This is a genomic window from Microcoleus sp. Pol12B4, from assembly GCF_036701385.1.
Classification (GTDB): domain Bacteria; phylum Cyanobacteriota; class Cyanobacteriia; order Cyanobacteriales; family Microcoleaceae; genus Microcoleus.
The window spans coordinates 1-22,033 of the sequence record NZ_JAUBQR010000061.1 but is presented as its reverse complement, the minus strand read 5'-3'; the positions used below and the strand labels follow the sequence as shown (position 1 = coordinate 22,033).

Below are 22,033 nucleotides of genomic sequence, written 5' to 3'. Positions count from 1 at the left end.
AATGAAAGTAATGGTTGTAGACGACGAGGAAGATATTCAGTCACTGTTCAAGCAAAAATTTAGGAAAGAAATCAAAGCAGGGCAAATTCAATTTCATTTTTGCCTATCTGCAGAGGCAGCTTTGAACTACTTAGAAAACCAGGACAAGGCATCTATTGTCTTGATTTTATCCGATATTAATATGCCCGGAATGAATGGGCTAGAACTGCTCAGGATTCTTAAAGAAAAGTTTCCTGACCTAAAAGTTTTTATGATTACCGCTTATGGAGATGAGAGAAATTACCAAACCGCGATAGCTTATGGAGCTGATGACTATATTACTAAGCCTGTTAATTTTGATACACTCAAAAATAAAATAATCAATTTGGAGTAAACTCACAAGGAAACCTATTGGGTAATTGGTAATTGGTAATTGCTAATTAAAAGCAGTTCCTCACTTGAGTAAACATTGCTAGATTGCATTTTCCTTCTGCCCTTATAGAGCGGTAGATTGTTAGATTTTTTAGGCGATAAAATTAATATGTCAGCAAAAATAATGTTTGTGGATGATGAAACAGATTTAAAATCTCTGATTACCCAGAAATTTAGAAAACAAATCCGCGCTGAAGAATGGCAACTTTTTTTTGCCCATAATGGCGTACAAGCGCTGGAAAAATTGAAAGAACGCCCGGATATAGATATAGTAGTGACCGATCTTAATATGCCGGAAATGGATGGCATAACTTTACTCTCTAAACTTAATCAGATAAACCTCCCCTTCAAAACAATAGTTATATCCGCCTATGACGACCTGAAAAATATAAGAAATGCGATGAACTTCGGTGCTTTTGACTTTCTAACCAAGCCGATAGATTTTCAGGATCTAGAAATTACCCTCAACAAAACGCTGCGCGAGGTGCAACAGTTAAAAGAAAACCAGCATTTGCGGCAATCAGAAGCTTGGGCCAGAGAACAAGCTGAGCATTTACATTATAGTCTGCAAGACCTAAAAAAGACCCAAGCTCAACTAATTCAGACTGCAAAAATGGCTTCTTTGGGTCAAGTGGTGGCGGGGATTGCCCATGAAATCAATAACCCCGTCAACTTTATCTATGGCAATATCAGCCACGTCAGTGATTATATCCAAGACCTACTCCACCTGCTCCAGCTCTATCAGCAGCAGTACACTCCTCCCACTTCGGAGATTCAAACTGAAATCGAAGCCATAGATTTGGAATTTCTGATAGCAGATTTACCCCACATTATGGCTTCGATGAAAGGGGGTGTTGACCGCATTCAGAAGATTGTTTTGTCTTTGCGTAACTTCTCAAGGTTGGATGAAGCTCACATAAAGCCTGTTGACATTCACCAGGGGATAAAAAGCAGCCTGATGATTTTGCAGAATCGACTTCACACAAGGGCAGCGCGTCCAGACATTCAAGTGATAGAGGACTACAGCGCTCTGCCTTTAGTCGAATGCTATGCTGCCGAACTCAACCAGGTGTTTATCAACATCCTTTCTAATGCGATTGATGCTTTGAAGGAGTACAACAAACAACGGTCACTAGAGGACATCCGCGCTTGCCCGCTCGCCATTACTATTCGCACTTTTCTGCTAGAGGAAAACTCCCGTGTCGTCATTCAAATTCTGGACAATGGGCCGGGAATGACCGCCGACGTGAAAGACCGTATTTTTGAACCCTTTTTTACTACTAAACCTGTAGGTGAGGGTACTGGTTTGGGTCTCTATATCAGCTACCAAATTGTACTGGAGAAGCATGGGGGCGCATTGAAGTGTTTTTCAGAGGAGAGGCAGGGAGCGGAGTTCTGGATTGAAATTCCAATCAGACAAACTAGGGGGGCACTCGACCTTAGCTAATCAATCGACTTCTACCAAACTCAGAGCCTATTCCAGCCATCCGGTTTGCCATTGTAGAAATCAGCCTTTTCATTACTCCTGAAATAATTTATAATATAAATAAAAGTATATCAAAATTACTCATCGGATAAATTAATCACTCCTAGGAGTTCAAAAAATGTCGCCTACCACCGAAAGGGCTGGCAATATGCCAGCTAAAATATTATTTGTGGATGACGAGCCAGATTTAGAATGTTTAATTTCCCAAAAATTTAGAACCAAGATCCGCACAGGAGAATACCAAGTTTTTTTTGCACATAATGGCGTAGAAGCGCTTTCAAAGTTGCTAGAACAGCCGGATATAGATATTGTACTGACAGACATTAATATGCCAGTCATGGATGGTATGGCTTTGCTCGCGAAACTTAACGAGCTAGTTACTCTGGTCCAAACAGTAGTTATATCTGCCTATGGCGACTTGGGAAATATCAGAAAGGCGATGAACGGTGGGGCCTTTGATTTTTTGACGAAGCCTATAGATTTTCAGGATTTAGAAATTACAATTAACAAAACATTGTCCCATGTGCAACAACTAAAGGAAAACGAGCGCTCCCGCCAAGAAAGGGAGGAGAAATTGCGGCAATCGGAAGCGCGAGAGCGAGAAAAAGCCATCCAACTAGAATTGGCACTGCAAAATTTACAGCGCACCCAATCTCAGCTTATTCAGACTGAGAAAATGTCGAGCTTAGGACAACTAATTTCCGGTATTGCCCACGAAATTAATAATCCCGTTAACTTCATCTATGGCAACTTAAATTATGTCAATGATTACACTCATCAGCTATTGAGTTTAATCACGCTTTACCAGGATCACGATGCCCATAAATACCCTGAGATCGACGCTTTAATTGAGAAAATCGAGCTGGAATTTATCAAAGAGGATATGCCTAAAATGCTGTCTTCGATGAAATTGGGGGCAGAACGTATCCGTCAGATTGTGCTGACGTTGCGGAACTTCTCGCGCCTAGACGAAGCTGAGATGAAACCCGTTAATATTCACGAGGGAATCGACAGCTCTCTAGTAATTTTGCATAGTCAGCTCAAGGCTAAGCCGAATTCTTCGGCTATTCAAGTTATTCAAGAATACGGAGATTTGCCACAAATAGAATGTTATGCCTGTCAGTTAAATCAGGTATTTATGAACTTCCTGAGCAATGCCATTTATGCCTTGAATCACTATGAGAAAAAAGGCAGCCCTGAGCACATTAAAAACGAGCCTAGGACGATTACGATTGGTACTTCTATGCTCAATAGCGAGTGGGTAAGAATCAGTTTTAAAGATAATGGACCGGGGATGACTGGCGATGTAATAAATCGACTTTTTAATCCTTTCTTCACAACTAAACCAGTGGGTGATGGCACTGGCTTGGGATTATCGATCAGCTATCAGATTGTGGTGGAGAAGCACGGCGGAAATTTGAAGTGTTTTTCGCAGCCAGATGAAGGTGCAGAATTTGTGATTGAGATTCCCATTAGGCAACGCGCTCGGTTACAGATGCAGGCAACTTAAGGGGAATTAAACAAAAAATTAGGGTAAAGCTGGTAGAATCTATATCGCGATCGCACTTCCCCAATTTCTCTGTAATTTCTGAAGTCTCCAAACACCGAACGACCTCAGTGAAGCCCTCAATAATAGATTTTCAGTGGTTTGTGAACTTGTCAGTATCCCGCACTGGCACATGGTGAGGCGTGAGGACGCCTTCACCATGTGCCAGTTGCCTAAGTTTTGAACTAATAATTAATGACTAATGATTACCTTCCTCCGACTACAACATTTTTAATCCGGAGATGGGGGCCGCCGACACTTACGGGCAAACCGCTCTGGCCATTTTTACCGCAACCGCCGTAGGCATAAACCGAGTCGTTTCCTATAGACTCAATATCCTTTAAAGTCTGAAATACATTGCCGCTTAAAGTGACATCGCTCACCGGTTCCGCCAATTTGCCGTCGCGAATCATGAACCCTTGAGCCGCCGCAAAAGTAAACATTTCGCCGTTGGTTTGTCCTCCCAACATCCGCACTGCATAAACTCCTTCGTCAATGTCGGCAACCATTTCGTTAAAAGAATGTTCGCCAGACTCGATCGCAGTATTAGTCATCCGCACCAAAGGCATAAAAGTAGCACTCAGAGCCCGGGCATTTCCTGTCGGACTTTCGCCCATTTTGCCCGCAGTCTCGCGATTGTGCATCCGAGCAGCTAAAACTCCATTTTTAATTAAATGCTTGCACTGAGCCGGCACGCCTTCGTCGTCGTATTTCAAAGTTCCCGGCAATCCCGGCACAGTTGCATCGTCTATTACATTCAATTGTTCGATAGCCACAGGCTTGCCCAAAGTCAACAATTCCTGCATTTTCGGGTTTTCGTAAATGCCGTCTGCTTCCGACAAATGCCCGAAAGCTTCGTGAATAAACACCCCCGATAAATAAGGGTCTAAAATCACCGGATACTGACCGCCTTTTACCGATTTTGCCTCTAGTTGCCCCACAGCTCGAACGGCCGCACTCTTAACACGATCTTCAATATTTGTCAACACATCGTAATCCGATCGCGAGTGAATCGACTCAAACCCTTGGCGGACGACACCGCCCTCGCCGCGGGCGATCGCCCCGAAACGGCCGGTCACGTCCAAGCGCTCTTGAGCGATGCAAGTACCTTGAGAATTCACAAAATAAGTAATCCCAAATCTGTCGCTATAACCTGCCATTGTCGTCTGAATTCGCGGGTCATAATCTAACAGCAACTGATTGTAAGATTCGAGCAATTTCCGCTTTTCGGCTAGAGTAATAGAGCGCGGGTCGCGGCCCAGTTCCACCGCTACATAATCTTGAATCGGGGTGACATCTGCTAGTAGAGTTTTTTCGCGTCCAACCAAACGAGACTGCACTACAGCTTCTTCAATTCGGTCTTTTAACTCATCTAAACCGTTAAAAGTTACAAAGCTCCAGCCGCCTTTATGACAGGCGCGGATGCCACCAGCGAGACTAAAACTGCGGTTGACAGCATCTAACTGAGGCCCGCGAAAACTAATCGCAGTTGACTCGCTTTGTTCGAGGCGAACTTCCAGATAATCCACGCGATCGCGGTAAGGTGCGATCGCTTCCATCAACTGTTCTTGCATCAAATTGCCCCTATGAATAATTAGCCGTAGCGCTGAAAAAAATTATTGCTAACCTTATTTTAGCTAATAACTTCCGTCTTTCGGTGGCGCGCTCCCTCACCGCTGTCGTGGGGGAAGATGGCGCGCCCTACCCGGTAAATGACGAGTCAACCAATTTTAGATTTTAGATTTTAGATTTTAGATTGATCCCGTCCTGAGCCTGCGAAGGAATGAATCCGGGGGCTTATGACCACATTACTTTTGGTCAGTCGATTTGAGATTTAAAACTTTGTCCACAGAATAGATAATTAGAGGCAAGCCGATCCCCCACGTTCGGCGGGCGTCCTAGAAAACCCAAAACTCGTGCTAGCTTGCGAAAAGCCGGGTATCCTCGAAAGCTTGCGTTTGTTTAGAGAAATCAAACTAAACTAAATCTATCTAAAGACGTAAAAAAATACCTTAACCCCCGGCAGATGGAATACTTTAAGGTTAAAAAATTCCAAATTTCACCGTATTTAGCAGCTATTTCGGCATCAATAGCAATTTTGGTCGGAGTTGGCATTTTAGATCGATCGGAACAGCGACGGTTTTTGCAGTACAACCGCGCTAGCACCCTCGAGCGGCTCAGCACAGTCCGTTCTAAGCTGGAAGGCTCTTTGAATTCCCGCCTGTTTTTGATGCGGGGTTTGGGGGCTTACCTTTCCAATAGCCCAAACATCACCGAAGCCGAGTTTGCAGCGACGGCGAGAATTCTGATGGCAGAGCAAGCCGGCATTCGCGCCATAACTTTAGTTAAAGGCACGACGGTCGCTTACATTTACCCACGGGAGGGCAATGAAGGGGTGATCGGGGTTGACTTGACGGCGCTACCCGAACAGCAACAAATGGTCAAAGAGGTCATCCAAACCAGAAAAACTTTACTTGCCGGGCCCGTGAAATTACTGGAGGGGGACGAGACGTTCATCAGCCGATCGCCGATTTTTCTCACACCCTCCGGCGCCGAGGCTGAAACAGGAGTTTACTGGGGCTTGACAGGTCTGATCCTCGATAAAAATTCCCTGATGGAGGAAGCAGGACTCAACAACTCCTCAGCGAAGCTCGAATACGCTCTGCGGGGCAAAGACGGGAAGGGAGCATCCGGCCCTGTGTTTTTCGGTGATGGGTTAATTTTTCAACACAATCCCGTGCTGCTGGAAGTGACTTTACCCAACGGTTCCTGGCAGTTGGCAGCAATTCCGGCGGGAGGATGGCCTGCGAATTCGCCGTTTAGGGGGTGGCTGCTCTTCGGAGGCGACTTGCTGGCACTTCTGACCGGGGTCGCAGTTTTTAGCTGGGTGTACGGCCGTGCAAAACTGCGTTCGAGCGAAGTTAAGTACCGGCAATTAGTTGAAAATGCTAACAGCATGATTGTGCAGTTAGACAGTGAAGGCAAAATTACTTTTTTTAACGAATTTGCTGAAACTTTTTTCGGGTATTCAGAAGCAGAAATCATCGGCAAAAGTGCGATCGGCACAATTATACCCAAAACAGATTTATCAGAAAGTGACCTCGCGGCAATGATTCGAGACTGTTTGGCACAGCCGGAAAAATACTTCCAAAACGAAAATGAAAGTATCCGCAGCAAAGGGGAAAAGGTGTGGATAGCGTGGACAAATAAACCTTTACTAGATGCGAAGGGAAATTTGGCAGGACTGCTTTGTATCGGGACGGATATTAGCGATCGCAAACAAGCTGAAATCGCCCTCCAAGCTTCGGAATCGGAACTTCGAGCTTTGTTCGCTGCCATGAACGACGTAATTTTCGAGCTCGATATTGAGGGACGGTTCCTAAAAGTTGCCCCGACAAATCCCCAATTATTGTACAAGGAGACGGCGGAATTTGCCGGTAAAAAAATTAACGATTTATTCGATCCAGAAAAAGGAGAATTTTTTCTTGAGCAAATTCGCACCGCCCTAGCTAAAAATCAAACCTGTACTTTTGAATATAACCTGGAAATTGCCAGCATACAAAAGTGGTTTGCCGCTACCATTTCGCCCCTGAAAGAAAAAACTGCTCTGTGGGTTGCCCGCGACATTACAGAGCGCAAGCAAGCTGAAAATTGGTTAACCGGTCAGAAACAAATTTTAGAAATGATTGCTAAGGGCGCAACTCTTGGCGAGACTTTAAATACTTTAGTTAAAATTATCGAGCAGCAATCTAGAGATGTCATGGGTTCGATATTGCTTCTAGCTCCAGATGGCGAACATTTACTTCACGGAGCCGCGCCCAGTTTGCCCGACAGCTACAATGCTGCTATTCATGGCATAGCTATCGGCCCGGATGTCGGTTCCTGCGGCACTGCTGCTTTTAGTCGCCAACAGGTAATCGTTACAGATATCGGCAGCGATCCTTTGTGGAAAAATTTTCGAGATTTAGCCTTGAGTTTTGGACTGAGAGCTTGCTTTTCTACTCCTATTTTCTCATCTCAGGGTCAAGTTTTGGGAACTTTTGGAATGTATTATCCCCAACCGCGCTACCCCCAAAAATTTGAGTTGCAATTGATAGCAGCGATTATTAATTTAGCAGGAATTGCGATCGAACGCAACCAGGCAGAAGAAAGTCTAAAAAATCTCAATCAAGAACTAGAAAATAGAGTCAAAGATAGAACTGCTCAATTGATGCAAACTGAAGAACGCTGGCAGTTAGCACTCAAAGGCAACAATGACGGCATTTGGGATTGGAACTTGCAAACAGGGGAACTATTCTTGTCTGATCGATTTAAAGAAATAACTGGATACGAACACAGCCAAACTCTCGATTACTTTGGCGAATTGAATAGGGGTACGCATCCCGACGATTTAACCTTAGTAATGCAAGCTCTCCAAGACCATTTAAACAAGAAAACGCCGCATTACATCACCGAGTACCGATTGTGGTGCTACAACAGCACCTACAAATGGATATTGAGTCGGGGACAAGCTTTGTGGGACGCATCTGGAAAAGCAGGTCGCATGGTTGGTTCAATTACTGACATTACGGAGCGCAAACAAGCAGAGGAAGCACTGCGGGAAAGTGAGGCAAGATTCCAAAAGCTATCTGCTAATTTGCCGGGAATCATTTATCAATGTTTGTTGCGTGCAGATGGCTCTGTTAGCTTTCCTTACATGAGTCCTGGTTCCCTAGAAATGTTTGAGTTAGAACCAGAAGCTATTCTGCAGAATTCGGCTTTGCTAACAGATTTGGTTCATCCCGACGACCGCCAAAATTACTACGAATCTGTTGCTATTTCAGCGCAAACTTTGCAGCCTTGGCAGTGGGAAGGACGGCTCGTGCTGCCTTCGGGCAAGGTTCGCTGGTTTCAGACAAACTCGCGTCCTGAAGCTAAAGAAAATGGCGATATTCTTTGGGACGGCATCACCGTTGATGTTACCGATCGCAAACAAGCTGAGTTAGCTTTGCAAGAAAGCCAACAGTTCATTAAAAAAGTAGCCGATGCTACTCCCGGTATTTTGTATCTCTACGATTTGGAAAAACAGCGAAATATCTACACTAATACTTCAATAATGCAGCTTTTGGGCTATAGCAGCGATGACATTACAGCGATGGATTCCTCACTAATGCCTCAGTTAATACACCCGGAAGATTTCCCTAAAATCGGGAAACATCACGCCAGCTTTACAGGAGTTGAAGATGGCGAAACTAGGGAAATAGAGTACCGGGTGCGGGCAGCAGATGGTCAATTTTTGTGGCTGCAAAGTCGGGATACTATTTTTAGCAGGAGTGCAGACGGTAAGGCTAAAGTAATAATTGGAGTTTCCCAGGATATTACGACTCGCAAGCAAGCAGAGGAAGCACTGCGGCAAAGCGAGGCGCGAGAAAGAGAAAAAGCTCGAGATTTAGAGTCAGCGCTGCTGGAATTGCGCTCTACTCAAACTCAGCTCATTCAAACTGAAAAGATGTCTTCTTTGGGGCAATTAGTCGCAGGGATTGCTCACGAAATTAATAATCCCGTTAATTTCATTCACGCTAACATTGATTATCTCAACGAGTATACAAAACAGTTACTCGATCTGGTGACTATTTACGAGCATGAGTATCCCGAACCTAATTCAAAAATTCTCGCTCACATAGAAGAGATTGAGTTGGGCTTCATGGCTGAGGATTTAAGAAAAATTATGGGTTCAATGCAGGTAGGAAGCGAGCGCATCCGGCAAATTGTGTTGTCCCTCAGAAATTTCTCACGCCTCGACGAATCGGCAATGAAGCCGGTTGATATTCACGCGGGAATTGAGAGTACTTTGTTAATTTTGCAGCACCGCTTGAAGAGTCGAGACGGCCGCCCGGAAATTGAAGTAATTAAGGAGTTTGGAAAACTGCCACTTGTGGAGTGCTATGCGAGCCAACTGAATCAGGTATTTATGAATATTATTGCTAATGGAATTGATGCTATTGAAGAACGATATCACCAGTTATCGGTTCCACAATCAGAGACAAAGAGTGGACGGATTGCTATTTCCACGGGTGTAACTCCCCAGAAAACTCTTAGGGTAGAAATTTCGGACAACGGTACAGGCATTCGCGATGAGATAGTTGATAGAATTTTTAACCCGTTTTTTACTACGAAAGCTGTGGGAAAAGGTACGGGGCTGGGAATGTCTATCGCGCACTCGATTGTGGTGGAAAAGCACAAGGGTAAGATTGACTGTATTTCATCCATAGGATGCGGAACGACTTTTAAGATTGAGATTCCGATCGACTAAGTGCATGAATAGTAGGGTGCGTCAGTCGATTTTAGATTTTAGATTTTAGAATTCAATCCACAGTGGTAGAGTAAGTCAGTCGATTTTAGATTTTAGATTTTAGAATTCAATTCACAGTGGTAGAATGCGTCAGTCGAGTTGAGATTTTCAGGCGCGGGCGTCGAGTCATAAGCTGAGGCACCCTACAAGTATTAGCAGTTCCTGATTTTCAGGCGTGGCCTTTGGAGCCATAAGGTGACGGACCCTACAAGTTAACGACTAAAATAGATTGAAGCTGCTAAGGAAGCGGTGCTGTATCAAACCTTTAATTGTATAAAAATTGACATGATGGGATTAATCCTGGAAGCGCTGCAAGCAATGGGACACAATGTCCGGTGGATGTCTTGGAATTTGTTTTTGGCTTTAGTACCGCTGGGCCTGAGTTTTTGGCTGTTCCGCAAACCTCGATCGCCCTGGCTGCTGTGGGGTACGGCCTTTCTCCTGGGCGCTACTTTTTTGCCCAGTACGCGCCATGTTTTGGCTTATCTGAAGCATATTGTGCAAGATGTGGGTAAAACTTACGTTTTGGGCGCGATCGTTATTACACTGGCACTCATGGCTGTAGAGATCTGGGTACTGCAGCAGCGCGGAGTTCGCTCTCTCCGCTGGTGGGGCGGTTTTTTCTGGTTTATCGCATTTTTGCCTAATGCGCCCTACGTTTTAACTGATATCATTCACCTGATCCGTCAGATTAAAGAGGGGAACTCGGTGTGGATTGTGACTCTAGCTTTGATCCCGCAGTATCTGGCATTTATGCTGGCGGGGTTTGGAGCTTACGTGCTGTCCGTGATGAATTTGGGTTACTATTTAAAGCAGCAGGGTTGGAGTAAATTTATCCTGGCAACGGAGATAACTATACACGCACTTTCGGCGATCGGCATTTACTTAGGGCGATTTATCCGCTTCAACACTTGGGACATTCTTACTAACCCCGATGCGCTAGTTAACACAGTAATGAACGATTTGATAGGCAAGCGTCCGATTTTAGTCATGGCGGTAACTTTTGTAGTAATTGCTGTTTTGTATTGGCTAATGAAACAAGTAATTTTAGGAATTAGCCAACGATTTTACAGCAGTAAATTGCAGTCGGACTTGGCCGGCGATAGCGCAAGTTCTTCCAGCTAGAGCAATTTGAGATTTGAAATTAAATAATTGATTCAACAGATGAATCTAAAAGCTTGAAGTAAGTTCCTAAGATTCTTATGTCCACCAGTTAATTCGAAAAATAAGTTTCCGTCTGTGGGTGAGACAAAATTTTCGCGAAACTCCGAAATAAATTACTGCTGCATTTTGTCACCAGGCTTGATATGTTAGAACAGTCAAAGTAGTTTTGTAAACAGCAAAGATGAATCGATTTGACCGTCAGTTGTGGCAGAGATTTATTGCGATCGCTCAACCTTACTTTTATCCTTTAGAGCCGGGAGGTGGCAGAATCTTTTTAGGATTAGTAGTGCTGTTGTTGATATTTCTGTTCGCTGCGATGTTTGTGGCTGTCAGTGTTATTAGTTTGGTTGCTCAAGTCTTTTTTCCAGAGGCTTTTAACGGGGTTGCGGCTGGCTTAGCTACTTTGATCAAAGAAATTATCTACTCACCAACAATTGCGATCGTTGCTTTAATGCTAATCCTCCCGCTGGCTGCTTTTGTCTTTTTTAGAAGCAAGTTGATACCGCGCTGGAAGCAGTGGATAATGTTAGCTCTGCTGCTATTTTTGTCGCTGTCTGTTAGCGGAATTAACGTAGTCATTAGCTATATTAGTAATTTTTTCACGACAGCGCTGGCTGAAAAAGATCAGATTACTTTTTGGCGGTTTATGTGGGTTTATGCTGGAGTTTTTATTATCGGTACCCCGATAGTTGTTATTTACGGATATACCCAAGATAAACTGGGATTGTACTGGCGAGAGTGGATGACTGATAGTTTCCTAGGTAGTTATTTGCAAAACCGCGCTTATTACGAAATCAATTCTCAAAAGGAAATCGACAATCCCGACCAGCGGATTGCGGAAGATATCAAATCTTTCACTAGCACAAGTTTAGAGTTTTTGCTGCTGATATTGGGAGCAGTTATCGATATTATTTCTTTTACAGGAATTCTCTGGTCTATTTCCAAAACTCTTTCGCTCGGACTCATTATTTATGCTGTCTTTGGCACGACAGTCATGGTGGTTTTTGGCAAAAGGTTGATATTTTTGTACTTCAATCAGCTCTCCAAAGAGGCTGACTTTCGCTATGGATTGGTTCACATTCGGGACAATGCAGAATCTATTGCTTTTTACCGGGGAGAAGCACAGGAATCTCTTCAGGTCAAAAAGCGCTTCTTACAAGCTGTTCGGAACTTTAATTTGCTAATTGGTTGGCAGCGAAATCTCGGATATTTTAGAGTTGGCTATAGATATGCAACTTATATTATCCCTTCTTTATTCCTGGCTTCTATCTACTTTGCAGGTGACATCAGATACGGTGATATTACTCAAGCTGAATTTGCTTTCCGTCAGGTTTCCGATGCCTTTTCTTTGGTGGTATATAGGATTGAAAGCTTGAGTTTGTTTGCAGCGGGAATTAATCGTTTAGCCACGTTTAATGACTCTATAAAAAATAAAAAAACTGCTGTACAACTAGACTTCAGAACAATCGATACAGTTATAAGTTCGCAATTGACACTGGAACACGTTACTTTAGATACTCCCAAGCATCAAAAGACTTTAATTAGCGATTTGTCGGTAGCAGTGCAGCCGGGTGAAGGACTGTTAATTGTCGGCCAAAGCGGTGCTGGGAAGAGTTCTTTGCTGCGGGCAATTGCGGGTTTGTGGGAATCGGGAACGGGCCGTTTGGCGCGGCCGGAATTGGGGGAAATGCTGTTTTTGCCGCAGCGTCCTTATATGATTTTGGGTAGTTTACGATCGCAACTTCTGTATCCCAACACCAGCAGTGAGGTTGATGAGGAAAAATTGCGTCGCGTTTTGGCATCCGTAAACTTAGCAGATTTGCCGGAAAGATTGGGCGGCTTTGATGCGGATTTAGATTGGGGTGAGATTTTGTCGCTGGGAGAACAGCAGCGTTTAGCTTTTGCTAGATTGTTATTGACGGAACCGCGATATACTATTTTGGATGAGGCGACAAGTGCTTTGGATTTGAAGAACGAGCAACATTTATACGAGCAGTTGCAAGCCACTAAAACTACTTTTGTGAGTGTCGGTCACAGAATGAGTTTGTTGCAATATCACCAGCAGGTTTTGGAACTTTTGGGCGATGGGGGTTGGCGACTGGTTTCGACGGAAGAATACCACGCTAGTACGAAGGTTTTTAGCTGATACAGCACTGCTTTCAGGGATTGTACATTTACCGGTTGTGAGTGCGCGGTGGGTGGAGGCGCGGTTGAAGATTTATAGTTGGGTTCTACAGAGGAATCGCCGCGGCTCCACCAACCCTATAATACGTTCTACTAAAGTTGTATTCTTTTTTTGAAGTGGTATCACGATCGATAATTGGTATAAATATCTAAAACTGTCCAAACAAAAAGCAAGCTGAACTTTGACGGATTCGATTTAACTGCTCGCCCGCGAGAACTCACAGAATATAATGGAAGATAGATTTTTAGTATAGGCGAGATTCTTACCTTGACTACTCCGATTCCTCAAAGCTTTGTGCAAACGATCGCTAAGGAGCGCGGCGTCACAGATGCCGAGTTAGAAACAGTCTTTATGGCTCTCGACGGTCAATCTACGGCGACAATTGCAACCAAGCTTGGCATTAGCGACATCGCCGTTCGCAAAAGACTCGGCGAAGTTTACAAAAAGTTTCAGATCGGGGGGAACGGCCCTGGAAAGCTTTCGGAATTGAGGCATCAGTTGCTGTTTTCATACCACACCGATCAGGGAACGAGCGATTTTAGTCGAGGTAAAGGCTCTCTATTGAAGATGGCGATTGGACAGCGACAGGAAGATTGGGGGCAAGCACCGGATGTTTCGGTTTTTTACGGACGGACTGAAGAATTAACTACTTTAAAGCAGTGGATTGTATCAGATAATTGTCGCCTGGTAGCGCTGCTGGGTTTGGCTGGTAGTGGTAAAACAACTCTGTCGGTGCAGTTGGCAAAACAGGTACAGAATGAGTTTGATTTTGTGATTTGGCGATCGCTGCGATCGACACCAGCACCATCCGACTTCCTAGGGAGCTTAATTCAACTTTTTTCTAATCCACAAAAACCCGATGTACCGTTAGCCGATCCCTCGAAGAGGATCGACCTCAACAGCAAAATTTCGCGATTGGTCGAGTATCTGCGGAAACACCGCTGTCTGGTAATTTTAGACGATTTTGAAGCGGTTCTCAGACCCGAAGAATTAGCGGGACACTACCGGGAAGGCTACGAAGGATATCGAGATTTAATCGTGCGGCTGTGTGAGGTCAATCACAATAGCTGTTTACTGCTAGTTAGTTCGGAAGAGCCTACGGAACTGGCTTTGCTGGCGGGAGAAAAAGTGCGGTCTTTAAAACCTGCTATTTCCTCGGAAATAGCGCGGGAAATATTCCAAGAAAAAGGTTTGTCGCCTCAAGATCAAGAGTTGGAAATCTTGTTATCCCGCTACGGAGGCAATCTGTTAGCATTAAAGATTGTAGCGACAACAATTAACGAGTTTTTCGAGGGAAATGTTTTAAAGCTTTTGGAAGCAACGGCGTTATTTATTGAAGAACATATCAGCAATTTGCTGGCGCAACAGTTCGACCGAATGTCGAGTTCAGAACAAGATATTGCCTACTGGATTGCTATTGCTCAAAACCCGGTTTCTCTGGCGACTTTGCGAGAGCAGATGTTGGTCAATTCATCGCTTTCAGATTTGCTTAAAAATCTCGATTCTCTGGGTCGTCGCTCGCTGATTGACAAAATCAGTGAGGGTGGGGAAACTGTTTTTATGCTTCAGCCTTTGATCGTGCAATATGTGGCCGACCGATTAGTCGATCAGATTCGAGCGGAGGTTTTGGAGACGGTTAAGACCCAAGGAAGAGAAAGAATGCGACTGTTGAAGACTCACAAATTGAGTATCAACATTGCTAAACAGAAAGGGAATAAAGGCGAGCCAATTAGCTCTATTTTAGGATTAGTAAAAAATCGCTTGCAAGTGCTGTTTGTGAAAACGACAGGCTCAGAAGAAGCGCTAAATATATTGAAGAAAGTTGCCTCTGATCTTGAGGATAAATCGATGCTTGAGCTGGGATATGCTAGGGAGAATCTGGCGCAGATTATTTCAGAAATTCAGCGATAAGAAAAAAGCGATCGCCCTTTGACAAAAGCGATCGCCCAATTTTCAACACAAATAGAGCTCGATAAAATTATTTGACAATGCCAAAAACCGATGCAGATTCAGACCCTCTAATTTTGCCCAAAGTCGGTGCTTTTTGAGCTTGAGCAATTTTGGGAACCAAAATTTGATTCGCATAAATCCGAGGATTTTGTTGAGCAATTTCGATGTAAGATTGGCGGACTTCTGCGTTGACTGCGACAGTCTTGGCATCGTAGACTTGCATCGCCATGTTGGGATAAAAACCAATGCCGACAATCGGTATCAAAAAGCAAAAGGCGATCGCCACTTCCCGAGGTTTAGCATCAATAAACGGTGCATCACCAGGCAAAACGCAACTATTACCAAAACAAACCGCTTCATCCAGATTGTTTCTCTGATTCTGCAAATTTAGATCCTCAAGGTCGCAAGCCGCTAGTGTCCCACAGTTGTAAAATAACTGTCGCAGCATCGAGAGCAAATAAATCGGCGTCAAAATCAGTCCTACTGCCGCCAGGAACACTGTCACCGCGCGGAAAGAACCGCTGTACATATCGCTAGTTGCGACGCCCACAAACACGGACAATTCGCTAGCAAAACCGCTCATGCCGGGGAGTGCCAAGGATGCCATCGCGCCTGCGGTAAACAAGGCAAACACTTTCGGCATGACTTTTCCAATCTCGCCCATCTCGTCCATGATCATTGTATGGGTGCGATCGTAAGTAACGCCAGCCAGGAAAAACAATACTGAGGCGATTAAACCGTGGGAAATCATTTGCAACAGCGCCCCGTTGATTCCCAAATCCGTAAAGGAAGCAATACCCAACAACACGAATCCCATGTGAGAAATCGACGAATTCGCTAGGCGGCGCTTCATGTTCGATTGGCCGAAGGAATTCAGCGCGCCGTAGATAATGTTGACCACGCCGAGCACCGCCATAATCGGTGCAAAGTAAACGTGTGCTTGGGGAAGAAGTTCCAAATTCAGGCGAATCAGTCCGTATCCGCCCATTTTCAGCAATACGCCGGCCAGAATCATCGACACGGGAGAAGATGCTTCACCGTGGGCATCAGGTAGCCAAGTGTGGAAGGGGAAAATAGCCAGTTTCACACCGAAGGCAATCAGCAATCCCGCATAAAGCAGTAATTCTAAACCTAGTGGGTAGTCCTTCAAGCCAAGTTCTACCATGTCGAACGTGGGGGTGCCTCCGCCGTAGAATGCCATTGCTAAGGCAGCTATCAAAATAAAGATGGAAGCGCCTGCGGTATAAATCAAGAATTTGGTAGCTGCGTAGCGGCGGTTTTGTCCGCCCCAAATCGAGATGAGGAGGTACACCGGAATTAGTTCTAATTCCCAGACAATGAACAGCAGCATGATGTCTTGGGCGACGAAAACTCCTATTTGTGCCGAGTACATCACCAGCATCAGGAAGTAGAAGAGTCGTGGCTTGCGATCGACTTCCCAGGCAGCAAAAATAGATAGAGTCGTCACCAATCCCGCCAACAGTACCAGCGGAACTGATAGTCCGTCAACGGAAACAGACCAGTTGAGACCTAAAGAAGGTATCCAGGAATATTGTTCTACGATTTGGAAACTAGAGATGCTTGGATCGTAATGTGTCCAAAACACCCAGCACATTAATACAAAATCTGCAATGCCTACGCCTAGGGCATACCAGCGAACTGTTTTGCCGTCTGTATCGGGCAGAAAAGGGATGGCGAGGGAAGCTACGAGGGGTAGGATGACAATTGCGGTCAGCCAAGGAAATTGATCCGCTATCATGATAGTGAGAAAAAATACTTAGTTGGAAGTTACCAAGATTATAATACTAAATTTAATCAAAAATTAAGATTTGTAAATTAATCTTTTTTTTAGAAAGATGGGGACTACATCAGCTAGACACAATTTGCTGCAAAAGTCAAGAAGTTTTTCAATTATTTAGTCCTTAGTTGTTGCTTAGCGGTTGACAATTACCGATGACCGCTTACCCTGTTGTCATGCAGTGCCAAACTGTGGTAAACATTCAGATCGATCGAGATAAAGTCAAGAGTTGTTCGGCAAAAGCTTCAATTAAAGGGAGATACGCTAATTGCGATCGCCATTTTTCCGGTATACCAGATTCTCCGTAAAAAGCCCCCGCCAACTGTCCGTAAACCGCACCAGTTGTATCCGCGTCGTCGCCCAAATTCACAGCCAACAAACAGCCTTCAGCAAAAGAAGAACTGTTGTAAAATGCCCAAAGCGCCGCCTCCAAAGACTTGACAACATAACCAGTACCTTTGATTTCAGGAGGTTGTCGCCGTTTAAAAGAACCCGCCGCAATCTCATCAATCTCTGCTACCAGGGGATTTTCTGCCCAATATCCCGAAATCGGACAATATCTTTCCGAAAGCAACACATCTTTAGCAACTCCATTCACAGTCCCCGCAATTAAAGCACCAAAATAACGGCAAGCATCTACACAAGTAGCAGCAGCGTGAGTAGTTCTCGAACTTTCTCCTGATTTTTCTATGACTTCCAAAGGATTTGTAGCATAAAACAAAGGCACCGGAGCCAAGCGCATAATCGAACCATTTCCAGCAGTCCCAGCATCGGTAGAACCGCAGTAAGGTTTTCTTGTATCTTCAAACTTCCAAAGTGCTTGTTGAACCGTATTGCCAATATCAAAACATTCACCAGTGCTGCTCAAATGTCCCTCTCGCCACCACCGCAAATATGTTTCTAACTGATGGACTGGATCGAAACCTTCTTTCTCAATCAAACTTTCAGCAAAACAAAGCGCCATCGAAGTATCGTCCGTCCACTCGCCCGGTTGCAATCGAAACGGGCCGCCGCCCACCATATCGTTAATAGGCGCAAACGTTCCAGGGCGACAGAACTCTAAAGTTGTTCCGAGAGCATCGCCAACTGCTAAACCGAGAAGACTGCCGCGATAATGTTCTATGTGCTGCATAACGTAATTGACAATTAATAATTAGTAAGGGCTAGAGCCTTCAAAATTCTTTCTATCTGCATCTTATCTGCGTGTATAACAATCGATGCCCAACTTGTCAAGTTCTCTCTTTATCTCTTCTCTTAATTTTCTTTCTCTGTGTCAACAGCGCCCTCTGCAGTTCATTAAAACAAAATATCGTTCACAATAGATACCAAATTTGTGAACTTCTCTCATTCTCTCTTCTGAACTCTTAATTCTCTTTCTCTGTACCCTCTGCGCCCTCTGTGGTTCATTAAAACAAAATCTTGTTCACAAGCGAAAGAGAATTGCCCTAGCTGTCGTTAAAAATAAAAAAACAAGACTTTTCACCCCAAATGCTGAGGCAAAAGACGAGTCAGGCTAATATTGATGTTAACCTGTCCCTACCCGATATCAAACTGTCCCATGACACCCGATGCCTCCGCCGCAGCCGCTGCTGCCGCCCCTCAATCAACACCCGAAGTCAGCTTGGAGCTGCAAGTCCGACTCAAAACCGAAGATGGACAGCTACTGTTGCTACTCCCCCCCGAAACCAATAACGAACCCGCAACAGCCTCCGCCTCGACTTGGACTGAACTTTGGCAGCAGCTAAAAGTCAGGCTGAATGCAGGAGAACGCTTTTGGCAGCCAAACGCAGAAGTACAATTGATGGGGAGCGATCGACTTTTAGATATCCGCCAACTGCAAGAAATCGCTGATGCGCTAGCCGAAGTGGAACTGCAACTCAAACGAGTCCACACCAGTCGCCGCCAAACCGCCGTTGCCGCAGCTACGGCAGGTTATTGTGTAGAACAGCAGCCTCCGGTTTCTTCCCTGAATAAAGCCGCCACTCAAAAACCGCAATCGCTGGCGGAACCTTTATATTTGCAGATGACAGTGCGCTCGGGCGTAGAAATTCGCCATCCGGGTACCGTCGTACTTTTGGGAGACGTAAATCCAGGCGGATCAGTCATCGCCGGAGGCGATATCCTAGTTTGGGGCCGTTTGCGGGGAGTCGTGCACGCCGGTGCCGGTGGCAATACCAAAAGCGTGATTATGACCTTGCAGATGGAACCGATGGTGATTAGGATTGCTAAGTATGTTGCCAGAGGCCCAGAAACCTCACCCGCTCAGTTTTTCCCGGAAGTCGCCTATGTGACGCCTCAAGGGATTCGGATCGGTAGAGCCTCTGATTTTGACAAATCGCAGTTAGTCGGGGGTAATGAGTAATCGATAATGGATAATTGGTAATAGGTAATTAGGAATTAGTAGTGAGTAATTGGTAATACTATTTCTCTTTAAGCCTGCACTTGATAATTTTTGCCTAGGCTAAATCAGTCACTAAAAGACGATTTAAAATTTAAGTGCAAATTCATAGAGAATTAATAAAACAAGGAGAGTTGCGAGTTTATGAAGTAGGGGCAAAGGCTTTCGCCGTGCCTCTACAGCGGGGGAGCGATAAGCGGGTGTCCTTCATAAACGTGGAATCTGCTCTTATTCAGTGAATTACAGATTGCTGCCTAATTACCAAAGAATAATTGCTAATTATCAACGAAGAATAAAATCAATTACCCATTACCAATTACCCATTACTATTCCCAATTACCAATTACTAATTCCCAATCACCAATTCCCAATAAATCTAAAATCGCTTATGGCTCGCATTATTGTTGTTACATCAGGGAAAGGCGGGGTAGGAAAAACCACCTCCACAGCCAATCTCGGCATGGCTTTAGCTAAGCGGGGGCGGAACGTTGCCGTAATTGATGCCGATTTCGGTCTCAGAAATTTAGACTTGCTGCTGGGCTTAGAAAATCGGATTGTTTACACGGCATTAGAAGTTCTCGCTGGAGAGTGCAGATTAGAGCAAGCTTTGGTGAAAGACAAGCGGCAGCCGCGCTTGGTGCTGTTGCCGGCTGCCCAAACTCGGATGAAAGATGCCATCAGCGCTGAGCAAATGAAGCAGCTTGTGGGGATGTTGGGAGCAAAATACGACTATATTTTGATCGACTCTCCTGCTGGAATTGAACAAGGTTTTCAAAATGCGATCGCGCCGGCTCAAGAAGGAATAATTGTCACCACTCCCGAAATCGCTGCTGTCCGCGATGCCGATCGAGTCATCGGTCTGCTGGAAGCCAACAACGTCAAGAAAATCAACCTAATCGTCAACCGGATCAGGCCCGCAATGGTGCTGGCAAATGATATGATGTCGGTGCAAGACGTGCGGGAAATCCTCGCCATTTCGCTGTTAGGCGTCGTTCCCGACGACGAGCGCGTCATCGTTTCCACCAACCGAGGCGAACCATTAGTATTGTCGGAAACGGCCTCTTTAGCTGGAACTGCCTTCGACAATATTGCCCGCCGCTTAGAAGGCGAAAAAGTTGATTTTCTAGATCTCAATCCCCGTCGGGAAAACTTTTTTACTCGCCTCCGCAAGTTCTTAAATACTAAAATTATGTGATGTGCTGCAATATTGGCGATCGATCTTTAAAAGCAGCGACCGCATCACAAAAACTACCCCCAATTTTCTCCCAGTGACACCAGTTCCCCAAAAGAATGAAGCTGTAGACCCGCTCCAAACCAGACGGGACTCAGTGGTTTCCCAATCGAAAATCGAAAATCGAAAATCGAAAATGGTATGACCTTTTCTATGCCTAACCCTTGACAAACCAGCCGTACCCATGATTTATACACTTCTCGAACGACTTTTCCCGCGCACCCCTGACAACAGCCGCGACGAGGTAAAACGGCGCCTCAAACTGGTTCTAGCCCACGACCGCTCAGAACTCAGCCCAGAAATGGTTGAGTCGATGCGCCGAGAAATTCTAGAGGTGGTATCTCGCTACGTGGAAATCGATACCACCGGGTCTGAGTTCTCGCTGGAGAGCGACCAGCGGGCCACAGCACTAATTGCCAATCTCCCGATCCGGCGAGTCAGGCACGAACATCCACCGGAGAAGGTTCCCCAGAATGTGCCTCCGAATCGATCCGAAAATCGACCCGAATATGTACCGGAGTATGTAGTCGAAATTCTCCCCGACACTATAGAGTGATAGGGATTGAGATTTTATTGTCACGCAAAGAGTTCGATTCGAGCCGATCGCCATTTAAATTAAACTATCTCTCTAGAATTAAAATATTGTGGTGGGCACTCTTAGGCCGCCCAAAATATGTGATTCAAAAGAGAAAAAGTTTCTGATACCTAAAAACTCATCAAGTTAATCTTTATAACTAATCGCTCTTTGCAGAAAAGCTTGCGGGGACTGTTTTAATAACTAATCGCTCTTTCCAGAGGATCTTGTAACTGAAGTTCTAAGGGTCGGCCGGAGCGAATTTCTAAACCGGGTAACTCATGTTTGACTAACATTTTTTCGCCTGCTTCAGCAGTTGCCAACGGCCAGAGAACCCAGCGGCTGCCTACGGAAAGAGTGCTTAAAGTTGCAGAGTTTTGAGTCAGCCAAATTATCGGCAGTTTCGGCCTATTCTCAACCGCATCTTCCCCAGCATTAACCGCCGCTAAAGTTTCCAAAACTACCCGGTTCCCCGATACGAGTCCAGTCCCGGCTGTCCAAAGTTTGACGTTTAACAGGCGCTTGCTAGCATAGAAGTAAAGAGACGCAGCAACTGTGACGGCTCGTTCAAATTCTTCTGGCTGCCACGCCGCAGCGCTGTCGAGAGCAATAATAATTTCTTGACCGCCTGCGGCAACTTCTAACTCTCTCACCCGCAGTTCTCCGTAGCGGGCGCTGGTGCGCCAGTGAATTAGGCGGGTGGGGTCTCCGTGGCGGTAAGGTCTCAGGTTGCGGGTGAGACCTTCGGTAGCAGTTTGCGATCGACTGCGATTGTAAAATTGCGGGCTGTCTTCTTGACCGATGCGATCGATCAAAGGGCAAGTGCTCAAGGGCAAAACTTGTGGATACACAACCGCCACCGCTTTGACTGGGCGGCTGCGTCGGCACCAAAACAACCCTAAAGGTGCCGCCGTCCTCAAGTTTACCTCTTGCCACCGATAGACCCCGCGCTGCCGGAC

14 protein-coding genes are annotated in these 22,033 nt (G+C 45.2%); 10 read left to right on the top strand and 4 right to left on the bottom strand.

Annotation, left to right across the window (positions count from 1 at the left end):
• The first annotated feature begins 10 nt into the window (after nt 1-10).
• The 3 genes from QUA38_RS11140 (at nt 11) to QUA38_RS11130 (ending at nt 3,407) form a co-directional block, all read left to right on the top strand.
• Nucleotides 11-373 (top strand): response regulator, encoded by a 363-nt coding sequence (locus QUA38_RS11140; protein WP_333161721.1) that lies wholly within the window; start codon nt 11-13, stop codon nt 371-373.
• A 147-nt stretch (nt 374-520) separates the two neighbouring features.
• Nucleotides 521-1,858: a response regulator gene (locus tag QUA38_RS11135; protein WP_333161719.1), complete on the top strand. Its 1,338-nt coding sequence runs from the start codon at nt 521-523 to the stop codon at nt 1,856-1,858.
• 157 nt (nt 1,859-2,015) lie between these two features.
• The gene (locus QUA38_RS11130) at nt 2,016-3,407 is read left to right on the top strand and encodes an ATP-binding protein (protein WP_333161717.1); all 1,392 of its coding nucleotides are present in this window, start codon (nt 2,016-2,018) and stop codon (nt 3,405-3,407) included.
• 242 nt (nt 3,408-3,649) lie between these two features.
• On the opposite strand, the gene QUA38_RS11125 is transcribed toward QUA38_RS11130, so the two are convergent.
• Entirely contained in the window at nt 3,650-5,017 is a 1,368-nt protein-coding gene (locus tag QUA38_RS11125; protein WP_333161715.1) for a TldD/PmbA family protein, read from the bottom strand.
• A 452-nt stretch (nt 5,018-5,469) separates the two neighbouring features.
• On the opposite strand from QUA38_RS11125, the gene QUA38_RS11120 reads away from it, so the two are divergent.
• From QUA38_RS11120 to QUA38_RS11105, 4 genes are all read left to right on the top strand, one after another.
• Nucleotides 5,470-9,735, top strand: a complete 4,266-nt coding sequence (locus tag QUA38_RS11120; protein ID WP_333161713.1) for a PAS domain S-box protein — start codon at nt 5,470-5,472, stop codon at nt 9,733-9,735.
• Nucleotides 9,736-10,059: 324 nt separating this feature from the next.
• Nucleotides 10,060-10,899, top strand: coding sequence for a DUF1361 domain-containing protein (locus QUA38_RS11115; protein ID WP_333161711.1), 840 nt, complete (start codon nt 10,060-10,062; stop codon nt 10,897-10,899).
• A gap of 220 nt (nt 10,900-11,119) precedes the next feature.
• Complete coding sequence (locus QUA38_RS11110) at nt 11,120-13,084, top strand: ABC transporter ATP-binding protein/permease (protein ID WP_333161709.1); 1,965 nt, start codon at nt 11,120-11,122, stop codon at nt 13,082-13,084.
• A gap of 306 nt (nt 13,085-13,390) precedes the next feature.
• A complete protein-coding gene (locus QUA38_RS11105; protein ID WP_333161707.1) occupies nt 13,391-15,034 on the top strand; it encodes an NB-ARC domain-containing protein in 1,644 nt (547 codons plus the stop codon).
• Nucleotides 15,035-15,101: 67 nt separating this feature from the next.
• Here QUA38_RS11105 and QUA38_RS11100 read toward each other — a convergent pair whose 3' ends face one another.
• Together QUA38_RS11100 and QUA38_RS11095 are read right to left on the bottom strand one after the other, a co-directional pair.
• Complete coding sequence (locus tag QUA38_RS11100) at nt 15,102-16,832, bottom strand: NAD(P)H-quinone oxidoreductase subunit 4 (protein ID WP_333161705.1); 1,731 nt, start codon at nt 16,830-16,832, stop codon at nt 15,102-15,104.
• Nucleotides 16,833-17,073: 241 nt separating this feature from the next.
• Entirely contained in the window at nt 17,074-18,003 is a 930-nt protein-coding gene (locus QUA38_RS11095; protein ID WP_333161703.1) for an ADP-ribosylglycohydrolase family protein, read from the bottom strand.
• A 426-nt stretch (nt 18,004-18,429) separates the two neighbouring features.
• Here QUA38_RS11095 and minC point away from each other — a divergent pair, with 426 nt between their 5' ends.
• From minC to minE, 3 genes are all read left to right on the top strand, one after another.
• Nucleotides 18,430-19,233 (top strand): septum site-determining protein MinC, encoded by an 804-nt coding sequence (gene minC / locus QUA38_RS11090; protein WP_333161701.1) that lies wholly within the window; start codon nt 18,430-18,432, stop codon nt 19,231-19,233.
• A 424-nt stretch (nt 19,234-19,657) separates the two neighbouring features.
• Nucleotides 19,658-20,464, top strand: a complete 807-nt coding sequence (minD, locus tag QUA38_RS11085) for a septum site-determining protein MinD (protein ID WP_190737982.1) — start codon at nt 19,658-19,660, stop codon at nt 20,462-20,464.
• 220 nt (nt 20,465-20,684) lie between these two features.
• Nucleotides 20,685-21,056 (top strand): cell division topological specificity factor MinE, encoded by a 372-nt coding sequence (minE, locus tag QUA38_RS11080; protein ID WP_333161699.1) that lies wholly within the window; start codon nt 20,685-20,687, stop codon nt 21,054-21,056.
• Between the two features lie 215 nt (nt 21,057-21,271).
• Here minE and QUA38_RS11075 read toward each other — a convergent pair.
• Nucleotides 21,272-22,033 (bottom strand): DUF58 domain-containing protein (locus QUA38_RS11075; RefSeq protein WP_333161697.1); only part of this gene is annotated, 762 nt, incomplete at its 5' end.